This window comes from Cobetia sp. (assembly GCF_983723665.1).
The window spans coordinates 3569-16024 of sequence record NZ_CFDJES010000033.1 but is presented as its reverse complement, the minus strand read 5'-3'; the positions used below and the strand labels follow the sequence as shown (position 1 = coordinate 16024).

General features: G+C 60.4%; 10 protein-coding genes. 3 read left to right on the top strand and 7 right to left on the bottom strand.

The features are described 5' to 3' along the window. Positions 1-1067, bottom strand: a 1067-nt coding sequence (gene gbcB, locus AC4FAH_RS05320) for a glycine betaine monooxygenase reductase subunit (protein WP_490245743.1), incomplete at its 3' end; no start/stop codon positions are given. A 620-nt stretch (positions 1068-1687) separates the two neighbouring features. On the opposite strand from gbcB, the gene gbca reads away from it, so the two are divergent. After that, the gene (gbca, locus tag AC4FAH_RS05315; RefSeq protein ID WP_192838586.1) at positions 1688-2971 is read left to right on the top strand and encodes a glycine betaine monooxygenase oxygenase subunit; all 1284 of its coding nucleotides are present in this window, start codon (positions 1688-1690) and stop codon (positions 2969-2971) included. A 146-nt stretch (positions 2972-3117) separates the two neighbouring features. Here gbca and cyoE read toward each other — a convergent pair whose 3' ends face one another. Genes cyoE through cyoA form a run of 5 tightly spaced genes read right to left on the bottom strand, consistent with a single transcriptional unit; the run spans position 3118 to position 7922 of the window. Beyond that, complete coding sequence (cyoE, locus tag AC4FAH_RS05310; protein ID WP_043333143.1) at positions 3118-3972, bottom strand: heme o synthase; 855 nt, start codon at positions 3970-3972, stop codon at positions 3118-3120. A gap of 13 nt (positions 3973-3985) precedes the next feature. Beyond that, positions 3986-4315, bottom strand: coding sequence for a cytochrome o ubiquinol oxidase subunit IV (gene cyoD, locus AC4FAH_RS05305; RefSeq protein ID WP_043333144.1), 330 nt, complete (start codon positions 4313-4315; stop codon positions 3986-3988). Further along, entirely contained in the window at positions 4312-4923 is a 612-nt protein-coding gene (gene cyoC / locus AC4FAH_RS05300) for a cytochrome o ubiquinol oxidase subunit III (protein WP_378080002.1), read from the bottom strand. The genes cyoD and cyoC overlap by 4 nt, the downstream gene beginning before the upstream one ends. 17 nt (positions 4924-4940) lie before the next feature. Then, positions 4941-6950: a cytochrome o ubiquinol oxidase subunit I gene (cyoB, locus tag AC4FAH_RS05295; protein ID WP_052384476.1), complete on the bottom strand. Its 2010-nt coding sequence runs from the start codon at positions 6948-6950 to the stop codon at positions 4941-4943. Between the two features lie 3 nt (positions 6951-6953). Further along, positions 6954-7922 carry a ubiquinol oxidase subunit II gene (gene cyoA / locus AC4FAH_RS05290; protein WP_084589337.1) on the bottom strand — a complete coding sequence of 323 codons (969 nt, stop codon included), beginning with the start codon at positions 7920-7922 and terminating at the stop codon, positions 6954-6956. Between the two features lie 1479 nt (positions 7923-9401). On the opposite strand from cyoA, the gene AC4FAH_RS05285 reads away from it, so the two are divergent. Together AC4FAH_RS05285 and AC4FAH_RS05280 are read left to right on the top strand one after the other, a co-directional pair. Beyond that, complete coding sequence (locus tag AC4FAH_RS05285) at positions 9402-10031, top strand: flavin reductase family protein (RefSeq protein ID WP_052384477.1); 630 nt, start codon at positions 9402-9404, stop codon at positions 10029-10031. Between the two features lie 232 nt (positions 10032-10263). After that, positions 10264-11844: a BCCT family transporter gene (locus AC4FAH_RS05280; RefSeq protein ID WP_043333147.1), complete on the top strand. Its 1581-nt coding sequence runs from the start codon at positions 10264-10266 to the stop codon at positions 11842-11844. Between the two features lie 127 nt (positions 11845-11971). On the opposite strand, the gene AC4FAH_RS05275 is transcribed toward AC4FAH_RS05280, so the two are convergent. Continuing rightward, positions 11972-12211: a hypothetical protein gene (locus AC4FAH_RS05275; protein ID WP_043333148.1), complete on the bottom strand. Its 240-nt coding sequence runs from the start codon at positions 12209-12211 to the stop codon at positions 11972-11974. Positions 12212-12456 lie beyond the last annotated feature (245 nt).

Below are 12456 nucleotides of genomic sequence, written 5' to 3'. Positions count from 1 at the left end.
GACAGGATGAAGCCTTCGGCGACGTCTTCATCGGTGATGCCGCCGTTGTGTTCCATCTCGACCTCGCCCGAGACCTTCTGCACCCGGCAGGTGCCGCAGATGCCCATGCCGCAGGCCTTGGGAATATGCAGACCGAGCTTGGCGGCGGCGGCGTGGACGGTCTCGCCCGGGGCGATCTGCACCGACTTGCCGGTGGCGGAGAACTCGACCCGCGTGAGATCGGAGCGGTCCAGCTCATCGGCCAGCACCTCGGCCTGTTCGGCCTGCTCGATGGCCTCTTCCTCGACATCGACCGGCGTGGCCCCGAAGGATTCCTCGTGATAGCGGCTCATGTCGAAGCCGTGGCTGCGCAGCAGATGCTTGACCGCATTCATGTAGGGCGTGGGGCCACAGCAGAAGATCTCGCGCTCCATGAAGTCCGGCGCGATCATCTCGAGCATCGCGTCGGTGAGGTAGCCGCGATAGCCGGACCAGGTCTGGCCGGTCTCGAAGCGTTCACAGATGACGTGCATGTTGAACTCCGGCACGCGGGAATCCATGAACTCGAGCTGACGCCAGAAGATGATGTCGCGCGGGCTGCGCGCACTGTGCACGAAGGAGATGTCCACGTTGGCATTGGTATCGAAGTACCAGCGCGCCATCGACATCAAGGGCGTGATACCCACGCCACCGGACAGCATCAGAATGCGTTCCGCCGGGTAGTCGATGCAGTTGAAGTTGCCGACCGGGCCGTGCACCGCCAGCACATCGCCTTCATTGAGGTTGTCGTGCAGCCAGTTGGAGACCAGCCCGCCCGGCACGCGCTTGACGGTGATCGAGAAGCTGTAGGGCACCGACGGTGAGCTGGAGATGGTGTAGGAGCGCATGATCTGCTGGGCATCGATCTCGAGCTCCAGGGTCACGAACTGCCCCGGCTTGAAGAAGAACATCACCGGCTGTTCGGCCATGAAACAGAAGGTGCGAACGTCCCAGGTTTCCTGAATGACCTTCACGCAGCGCACGCTATGTCGACCGTTGGTCCAGGTCTGTGTCGTAACCGGATTGAAGTTGCTGAGAGTGGTGCTCATGAAGGCCTCGCTGGGCATGTTGTTCTTGGAGACATGTTCTTGAAGAGACAGTGTCAGGCCACCCTGCGCTGCGTGCGCGGCCAACGGTGGGACATGCTCAGGATTGTCGAGTCAGCGCCCGGCAAGCATTTATCCGTGCACGACAGAAACATGCCCGATCACTCCACTCCCGCCCCCGCAGCGCCCTGCCCCCGCCTCAGCGCTACGCCTGCCTGTGCCTCAAAGCCCCTGCGCAGACGACCGGCGTCGGAAATACATCATTGAGCGTCGCCATCAGACATAAGTCGCGACTTGACCTCAGCCACACTGCGCTCCATGCGTGGCAATGCCACTCAGACGTCATGCGGGCTGCCTGAACTTCCACGCTGACTATCCTGTCGAGCGAGCGGCACTCTGCCTGCGCCGCCCTCGACACCCGAACCGACCAGGACGGGATGACGCACCGCGCGATGCATCGGCACTCCCTCATGGGTGCGCCGATGTCGCCCCGCGGTGCTGCCCGGCAATGGTCTGTTCACTCGTTCCCTCTGTCCCGGCTTCACAACAACAATGATCAGCACACTCACTCAACCCAAGGCGACCCTGCTCCCGGCGCCTACCGACCGTGCGAGGACACCGCGATGAGCGACTTACTGGAACACGCTCAGGATCAGCAGCGTCAGGCGGTACGCGAGGCCGCCGCGCGGCTTCTAGAGGCCCGCAGTCCCGGCTACACCCTGCCCCAGCCCTTCTACAATGATCAGCGCCTGTTCGATCTCGACATGAAGGAGATCTTCGAGCGCGAGTGGCTGTTTGCCGGCCTCAGCAGCGAGATCCCGCTCAAGGGCAACTTCATGACCATGGATGTAGGCAACAGCCCGATCATCATCGTGCGCGGTGACAACGGGGCCATCCATGCCTTCCATAACGTCTGTCGCCATCGCGGGTCCCGCCTGTGCAGCACCGAGCGTGGCAAGGTCGCCAAGCTGGTGTGCGGCTATCACAAGTGGACCTATGAGCTGGATGGCCGCCTGCTGTTTGCCGGTTCCGACATGGGCACCACCTTCGACACCAGTGAATACGGCCTGCATCCCGTCCACGTGCGCTCAGCCGGCGGCATGCTGTTCATCAACCTCGCCGAGCAGCCCGAGAACTGCGAGCCGTTCTTCAAGACGCTGGAGTTCTACCTCAAGCCCTACGACATGGAGAACGTCAAGGTCGCGGCCAGCTCCTCCATCATCGAGGAAGGCAACTGGAAGCTGGTGATCGAGAACAATCGCGAGTGCTATCACTGCGATGGCTCCCACCCGGAGCTGCTCAACACCCTGCAGGAATTCGATGACACCGATGACCCGCGTGCCACCGAGGCCTACAAGGCGCTGGTCGCGAAGAAGCAGGCCGACTGGGATGCCGAGAAGGTGCCCTATCAACTGGTGCGCTTCGGTCGCCGCAATCGCATGACGCGCACGCCGCTGCTGGAAGGCACCGTCTCGATGACCACGGACGGCACTCCGGCGTGCAAGAAGCTGTTGGGACGCCTGCAAAGCCCCGACATGGGCTCGCTGCGCATCCTCAACCTGCCCAATTCCTGGAACCACTTCATGGGCGATCACGCCGTGGTCTTCCAGGTCGACCCGATCGGTCCCCTCAAGACCCGCGTGACCACCAAATGGCTGGTGCACAAGGACGCGGTGGAAGGTGTCGACTACGACCTGGCGAAGCTGCGCAAGGTGTGGGATGCCACCAATGATCAGGACCGTCAGCTGGTGGAAGAGAACCAGCGCGGCGTCAACTCCAGCGCCTATCAGCCCGGCCCCTATTCGGCGACCTTCGAGTTCGGTGTCGTCGACTTCGTCGACTGGTATGCCGAGCGCATGCAGGAAGCGCTCAAGGAACAGCAGGAGCCGCATCTGCAGCTGGCCTGAGGGCTTGAGGGCTTGAGTCCTCGAAACCTGAGGCTCTGGAAGACAGGCAAGAAAAAACCCGCCACCGGCAAGCCGGTGGCGGGTTTTTTGGCTTTCACCCGGGCAACACGCCGAAGGCGGGTCACCCGAGAGGTACTACGGCTGGATTACAGCTGCGTGTCCAGGCTCATCATCAGGCTGAGCGCCATGACGATGATGATGGAGAAGCCGAACAGCTTGCGTGCCCAGGAGGCATCAGGCTGATCCTTGAGGCGCCAGGCGGCCAGATACAGCCACCAGCCACCCGTGACGGTCGCGACTACCAGATACCAGATGCCGGTATATCCCCACAGTGTCAGCAACAGCGACACCGGGATGAAGCCGGCAATGTACCCCGTCACTACACGCTTGGCATGCTCCATGCCTCGCGCTACCGGGAGTACCGGAATATTGGCGGCCCGATAGTCATCGACACGAAACATGGCAATCGCATAGGAATGCGGCATCTGCCACATGCTGAAGATGATCAACAGCAGCAGCGCCCCCATGTCCGCCTGACCGGTGACGGCCAGGTAGCCGACCACTGGCGGCGCAGCGCCGGACAGTGAGCCGATGAGGGTGCCATACACCGAGCCACGCTTGAGCCACATGCTGTAGGCCCCGACATAGATCACGAAGCCCAGCCCCACGGCGATCATCGCCATGAGATTGGTCATCGCGGCCAGAAGCCAGAAGCCTGCAAGGCCCAGCACGCTGCCGAAGACGAAGGCCCCCTTCAGCGAGATGTCGCCCTGCACCAGAGCACGGCCCTGGGTACGTGCCATGTGGCGGTCGATATCGCGATCGATGCAGTTGTTGAACACACAGCCTGAGGCCACGATCAACGCCACCCCGACCAGGGTGGCGATGAACAGCGCCCAATCCACCTCACCACCGGAAGCGAGAAAGAAGCCGCCGCTGACGGTGATCAGGTTGCCGAAGATAATGCCCGGCTTGGTGGTACGCAGGTAGTCCTTGATCATCAGGCTCACGCTATCAGATGGGCATCATGTTCTGATTCAGCTCGATCATGATCCATATGGAACCACCAACGACGATTGCCACGATCACCACGGTGAACAGCATGGCCATGACATTCCAGCTCTGCTCCTTGGAGCCGTCCAGGTGCAGGAAGAAGTACAGCTGCACGAAGACCTGAGCGATGGCGAAACCGTAGATGGCCCAGATCACGCCGACACCCGGATCATCCATCATCATCACCATCCCGAACGGGATGATGGTCAGGATGATGGAGAGAATCAGACCGGTCACGTACTGCTTGACGCTGCCGTGATTGTCGTTGTGGTCGTTGTTGGAATGGCTCATAGCATCACTCCTGTGAGATAGACGACGGTGAAGACGCAGATCCAGATGACGTCCAGGAAGTGCCAGAACAGGCTGAGCATCATCAGACGACCGCGATGCACTTCCGTCAGACCTTTCTTCTTGACCTGGAAGATCAGCAGCGCCATCCAGATCAGACCGACGGTCACGTGCAGACCGTGGGTGCCGACCAGGGTGAAGAAGGCAGACAGGAACGCGGACTTGTCCGGACCCTGGCCGTTCACGATCAGGTGGTAGAACTCATAGATTTCCATCGCGATGAAGCCTGCGCCACAGGCGAAGGTGATCATCAGCCACTTGATCACCGCGGAGCTGTCTCCGCGGTTCATGCCCAGCATCGCCAGGCCGTAGGTGAAGCTCGAGGCCAGCAGCAGCGCGGTCTCGACCAGCACGAAGTTCAGCTCGAAGATCTCGGCGCCCGTCGGGCCACCGGCATACGCCTGGCTCAGTACCACGTAGACCGCGAACAGCATCGCGAACAGGATGCAGTCGCTCAGCAGATAGAGCCAGAAACCGAAGACCTTCAGGCCGTTGGTATCGTGATGCTCGTGATCGTCATGGGCGTCATGCGCCCCATCGTGAGATGTCATTGCATTATTCGCCATGATTACCCCTGAACCACTGTGTCGTTAGGTGTGCGGGCGCTGGGCAGGGCGCGACGCTCGCGACCCTCACGCTCGACACGCTCCACTTCCTCGACGGACACGTAGTAGTCGATGTCGTAGTTGAAGGAGCGCACGATGAAGGTAGCGATCATGCCGACCAGCCCGACCACGGCCATCCACCAGATGTGCCAGATCAGTGCGAAACCGAACACCAGGCTGAAGGCGGAGATGATGACGCCAGCAGCGGCGTTGCGCGGCATGTGGATCGGCGCATAAGGCTTCTTGGCCTCCTGCTCGATGCCACGTTCCTTCATTTCCCAGAACTCGTCGAGCTCGGAAACCTGCGGCTCGTGAGCGAAGTTGTAGAACGGTGCCGGTGAAGTGGTGCTCCACTCCAGGGTACGACCGCCCCAGATATCGCCAGTGGTGTCCTGCAGCTGCTTGCGGTTCTTGATGCTGACCGCGATCTGGATCACGGTGCAGGCGATACCGATCAGGATCAGGACAGCACCGATGAAGGCGACGACCAGGTACGGCACCCACAGCGGGTTGTCGACGTGCTGCAGACGACGGGTCATGCCCATGAAGCCGAGGATGTACAGCGGCATGAAGGCGAGGTAGAAGCCAGTGATCCAGAACCAGAAGGAACGCTTGCCCCACTTCTCGCACAGCATGAAGCCGGTCGCTTTCGGGAACCAGTAGGTGATACCGGCCATCGCACCGAAGACCACGCCGCCGATGATGACGTTGTGGAAGTGGGCGATCAGGAACAGCGAGTTGTGCAGTACGTAGTTGGCGCCCGGAACGGCCAGCAGAACGCCGGTCATGCCACCGATGGTGAAGGTGACGATGAAGCCCAGGGTCCACAGTACCGGAGAGGTCATTTCGACGCGACCGCGGTACATGGTGAACAGCCAGTTGAAGATCTTCACACCTGTCGGGATCGAGATGATCATCGTCGCGATACCGAAGAAGGCGTTCACGTCAGCGCCGGCACCCATGGTGAAGTAGTGGTGCAGCCAGACGATGAACGACAGGACGGTGATGACGAGAGTCGCCCACACCAGCGAGGTGTAACCGAACAGCTTCTTCTTGGAGAAGGTGGCGATGACTTCGGAGAACACACCGAAGACCGGCAGCACCAGGATGTACACCTCAGGATGGCCCCAGGCCCAGATGAGGTTGACGTACATCATCATGTTTCCACCAAGGTCATTGGTGAAGAAGTGGAAGTCGAGGTAGCGATCGAGCGTCAGCATCGCGATGGTAGCGGTCAGAATCGGGAAGGCCGCGACGATCAGGACGTTGGCGCACAGTGCGGTCCAGGTGAAGACCGGCATCTTCATCAGGGACATGCCCGGCGCACGCATCTTGAGGATGGTGGCGATGAAGTTGACACCTGTCAGCAGGGTACCGACACCGGAGATCTGCAATGACCAGATCCAGTAATCCACCCCGACCCCGGGGCTGTAATTGGCCCCCGACAACGGCGGATAGGCCAGCCAGCCAGTCTTGGCGAACTCACCCAGACCCAGAGAGATGTTGACCAGCAGCGCGCCGACCACGAACAGCCAGAAGCTGAGCGAGTTCAGGAACGGGAAGGCCACGTCACGTGCGCCGATCTGCAGCGGCACGACAACGTTGATCAGACCGATGACCAGCGGCATCGCCACGAAGAAGATCATGATCACGCCGTGGGCAGTGAAGATCTGGTCGTAGTGATCCGGGGGCAGATAGCCCTGACCACCACTGGACGCCAGCATCTGCTGGGAACGCATCATGATCGCATCGGAGAAACCACGGATCAGCATCACCAACGCGACGATGATGTACATCATGCCGATCTTCTTGTGATCGACAGAGGTGAACCACTCATTCCACAGGTAGGCCCACTTTTTCTTTACCGTGATGAAGCCGACAAGGGCTGCACCACCGAGGATTACCGCCGCAAGCACGATCATGATGATCGGCTCGTGATACGGAATCGCCTCTAATGTGAGTTTTCCAAGCATTGCTTATTCCTCGGTTGCCATCGCAGATTCAGCGTGACCAGAAGCGTCATGATCGGACATGCCGTCTTCGGCGCTGTCGTGATGCATTCCACCCTTCTTCATGTGGCGCATCTGATCATCGCTCATGCCCAGCTCCATGCCGTCCATGTAGGGCGCCATGATCTGCTCATACAGGTTCGGCTTGACCTGACCATAGAAGGTCGGGGCGACGTCCTCGCTCGGCTCCTTGAGAGCGGCAAGACCAGCGTCATCCAGCACCTTGCTGCTGCCGCGTGCCTTCTCGATCCAGGCGTCGAAGTCGCCTTCGCTCATGACATGCGCCTTGAAGTGCATGTCGGCGAAGCCGGCGCCGCTATAGCTGGCAGAGATACCGTCGTAGGTACCCACTTCACTGCCGATCAGGTGCAGACGGTTTTCCATCCCCGCCATTGCATAGATCTGGCTACCGAGCTGCGGGACGAAGAACGAGTTCATCACCGTGTCGGATGTGATGTGGAAGCGAACCTGACGATCCACCGGCATGGCCAGTTCATTGACCGTCGCGATGCCCTGCTCCGGATAGATGAACAACCACTTCCAGTCCATGGACACGACCTGCACCTCGATCGGCTCACCGCCGTCGACGATCTCGGCACGCGGGTCCAGCTCGTGCGTGCTCTTCCAGGTCAGGATGCCCAGAGCGAGGATGATCAGGCACGGAATGCCCCAGACCACGATCTCGATCTTGGTGGAATGCGCCCAGTTGGGCGTGTAGGTCGCCTTGCTCTGCTTGGTATCGCGATAGCGCCAGGCGAACCACAGCGTCATGAAGATGACCGGGATAACAACCACGAGCATCAGGTAGGTAGCAGTCAGGATCAGCGACTTTTCGGATTCACCGATAGGCCCCTTGGGATCGAAGAGTACGGCGTCACAGCCGGACAGCATCAATAATCCCGCGAGGATAGGGAGTCCCCGCAGAGCCCCCCGCATTAGGCTTTTTCTCATCTCACGACCTCGTTGGAACACGCCATGGCGTCATGACGAGCCCACATGTGGAACACAGCGTTCGAAGAAATGACCAACAGGAAGCCGTCGATCTTTCGAACGAAATCAGAAGATTTCCCGCAGGCGGGCACAGGATAGAGAAAAGACAGGGGGGCTGACTACGGGGCAGGATGACGCACCAGGGGCCACATGCGGATGACTTCGGCCATCCGGTGCGCGCCAATCATGCCTTGAGCGGCATGAGTTCTCTCACGCTCGAGGGAGGTTAAAGCAGCGGGATCGGAGGGGGAAGCCGACACTCACGGCAATGATGTCGCGACAGTGCATGCCTTGCAGGGCCAGACAGCTCGTCATTCACCGGCCTTCTCCGCGATGCCAGCCCCCCTGCCCTGCTTGATGATGCCCGTGAGAATCACGACCTTGTCGCGTCACAATTCAGTGCATCCCCACAGATGTCCTCGCCATCGGCGCACCAGGTGGCGTCGAAGCAACCACTACCGCCACACGATACTGCGCAACAAAACCCCAATAAACAGCCACCAATTGAAATTAAATGCCAAAAATTGTACCGATAAGCCTTTCAAAAGTTGCTGAAGTACTCCCCCAACCCGGGCGAGAGAGGCATTTTCCCGACATGATACTTGTATGAGGCCGGCGTTCATTGACGAGAAAACATGCATCATTATCGATCATGACCTGACAGGTAAATGCACCATGATGCGTCTCACATTATGCTGGCATTCCCGATCAACAGGGGACACTTTTTCGCAACCTTGGCATGCCATTCTCATGATCAATGCCGAACCAAATGGCCTGATGAGTGTCATTTTCCGTCATTCATTTACGCGGACTCACCACCTTTCTGCCAGATGACGCCCAGCCTTCCATCATAAAAAATACACAAATAAACACACCTCAGAAACTCTCTGGTTACCAATTTTGCACAAAAATCCGGTTTCCCGCCCCCATTGTGTGACTTGAGTCAGACAAGGAATGAACTCGACCGCGGCGTCAGGAACAACATCCTCGAAAAAGGTCAAGACCTGCGACAATTGACCACACCAAAAATAGGGACAATGATCTGGGAGAATTTCCCGGGGCCTTTTCCACGCCCAGCGGCCACACAGGTCTCTCTTCACCAGCACCATCGGCCTGAGGTCAGGCGCGATTCGCGTTCCCCATCAGCGATGATTCGCGGCCGCCACTCGCCGCGACGGCCAGATTCTCGAGCTCTCGGTCTAGCGGTCTCTTGGCTTGCCGGGTCTCTTGGCTTGCCGGGTCTCTTGGCTTATCGGGCTCTGGGCCTGGCGGGCTCACACTCTCTCCAATGTCAGGGCCGTGCGACATGCTGCCTGAGCGGGTCGAGAGCCATGCCCTGCAACGCCCGCTCTGCGATGACAGCTCTGCGATGACAGCTCTACAACAACAGCCCTACAACCAGAGCCCTGCAATGAGACCCTCACCATGACTGCCTCCTCGACCACGCATTCCCTCATCGCCGCCGACCAGCTTCCCGCAGGCATCCTCTATCGCCTGTTCTCGGGCAGCATCGCGCCCCGGCCGATCGCCTGGGTCTCGACCATCGATGCGGCAGGCAACACCAACCTCGCGCCCTTCTCGTTCTTCACCATCGCCAGCATCAATCCGCCGGTGCTCGCCTTCAGCCCGCTGCGCAATGGCGAAGGCAAGACCAAGGACACCCTCAACAACCTCGGGCAGGTCGCGGAATGCGTCATTCACATCGGTGGCGAGGCGATGAGCGAGGCGCTCAATCTCACCAGCGCCAGTCTCGCCGCCGACGAGGATGAGTTCACCCACGCGGGCCTGAACAAGGTGGCCATGCCGCCGCTTGCGGTCCCGCGCGTGGAGGGCGCCCCGATCGCCTTCGGCTGTCGACTGCGCGACATCATCTCGTTCGGTGATCAGCCGCTGGCCGGTTCACTGGTGCTGGCCGAGGTGGTGGTGATGCATGCCGACGCAGCGGTCTGGGATGGGCGGCATGTCGACAATGAGGTGCTGCGTGCCATCGGGCGCATGGCCGGCAGTGACTATGCACGCACGGATAGCCTGTTCAGTTTACAGCGCCCCGAATGACTTTCCGGCACGGATAGGAAATCCATAAACCTTAATACAATCAATGCCTTTCAGCGCACGACAAGGATGGCTCAAGGTTTGACGCCACCACCTGCAACTGGCAGAAAGGCGCATGTTGCACAAGGCTTCAGACCAAGGTCTGAACGCTTCCACCAGGCGGGACAAGGTCCCTCATTCTGACTCGAGATGCCCACAGGAGCGGCTATCGAAAGAAAACATACGAGGTAACTCCATGTCATCGAATCCGTATGTGACGGATTACCAGATCGGTCAGGACAATGTTCAGCGACTCGGGCTGGATGTCCACAAGCCGGTCTTCACCATCAGTGCGCTGCTGATCGTAGGCTTCATCCTGTTCACGCTGCTGATGCCCGAGTCGGCCGAGTCGGCACTGGGCGGCGCCAAGGCATGGTCCATCACCCATGGTGATTGGCTGTTCATGCTCTCCAGCAACTTCTTCATCCTGTTCTGCCTACTGCTGGTCCTGCACCCGGTCAGCCGCCTGCGTCTGGGCGGACGCGACGCCAAGCCGGAATTCAGCCGGATGGCCTGGTTCGCGATGCTGTTCGCGGCCGGCATGGGCACCGGCCTGATGTTCTGGGGGGTCGCCGAGCCAGTGGCGTACTACACCGACTGGTCCGGCACGCCACTGAACGCACCACCGCGTACGCCGGAAGGCGCAACGGCGGCACTCTCGGCCACCGTCTTCCACTATGGGCTTCACCCGTGGGCCATGTATGCCGTGATCGGCCTGTCGCTGGCCTTCTTCGCCTACAACAAGGGCCTGCCGCTGACGCTGCGCTCGGTGTTCTACCCCTTGCTGGGTGAACGTGTATGGGGCTGGAGCGGCCATATCATCGATATCGTCGCGGTGCTGGCCACCCTGTTCGGCCTTGCCACCTCTCTGGGGCTGGGCGCGGCACAGGCGGCCTCGGGGCTGGACCATCTGTTCGGCATCGGCGATGGGCTGGTCAGTCAGATCGGCGTGATCGTGGCGGTCACGCTCGCGGCCATCTACTCGGTGAGTCGCGGCCTGGATGGCGGCGTCAAACGCCTCTCCAATCTCAACATGATGCTGGCCGCGCTGCTGGTGGTGTTCCTGTTCATCGTCGGCCCGACCATGGACATCATCACCGGGCTCGGCACCACCAGCGTCGGCTATCTGGAATATCTGCTGCCGCTCTCCAACTGGATCGATCGCCCCGACGAAGGCTGGTTCCATAGCTGGACCATCTTCTACTGGGCCTGGTGGATTTCCTGGTCGCCGTTCGTCGGCATGTTCATCGCGCGTATCTCGCGCGGACGCAGCGTGCGCGAATTCGTCACCGCCGTGCTGGTGGTACCGACCCTGGTCACCATCGTGTGGATGACCGTCTTCGGCGGCACCGCACTGGAAGAGGCACGAGCCGCCGGCAGCGAGCTGGCCCAGGGCATCGACACTCCCTCGATGGCCATGTTCCAGATGTTCGACAGCCTGCCGCTGTCCTCCATCACCTCCTGCGTCGCCATCGTGCTGGTGCTGGTGTTCTTTGTGACCTCCTCCGACTCCGGCTCGCTGGTGATCGATTCCATCACCGCCGGTGGCAAGCAGGATGCTCCGACGCGCCAGCGCATCTTCTGGGCAGCGGCCGGCGGCCTGATCGCCTGTGCCCTGCTGTATGGCGGCGGCAGCACCGCACTGAGTGCGCTGCAGGCGGGCGCCATCTCCACGGGACTGCCCTTCACGGTGGTGCTGCTGGTGATGTGCTTCTCGCTGTTCCGCGGTCTGCGCTGGGAGAAGCGCGAATACGATCGCGCCAACGCAGCGACCTGAGCCACTGCGCGCAGTGAAAAGAGGCGAGTGAGCACCCACGCAAAAGGGCCTGTCAGTCGACAGGCCCTTTTGTTCATCTGGCAATCAGTGTCAGCGCGCGGCGCGCAATCTTTCAGGAGTGCCGCGCCTAGCGCAGTCCCGGCAGCAGATACTTGTCCAGCGCCTGGCGCACCGACGGCAGCAGGATATCGGAGTGCATCACCAGCTCGCGCACCAGTTCCTGCAGGCCCGGCACGCCCACCTCGGCATGCTTTCTGAGTGCCATGCGCGCGCAGGTATCCGCGCAGGCATGCTCGGAAATCTGCACGCCCAGCGCCACCAGCCGCTCACGAAAGTCTTCGTGATCAATCAGCTCCACGATCATCATCGTCATTCTCCTTGCTCGCTGACGGCGGGCATTGTCATTGGTATTGACCCACTCTGTTCTGAGCATAGCCCTTGTGAGGATAGCCGAAATGCGCGGCGGGCTGTCTCCGACATTCTGGTCAGACCGGGGCGCCCTCTGCGTGCCTGCCCACGCCACTGGCGTAGGCATTTGCGTCAGGCGCGTCTGGCTCGGTTGCGGTCTATTGCCTCGATCTATCCGCTCGGTCCAGCCCGCTTGCCATGTCC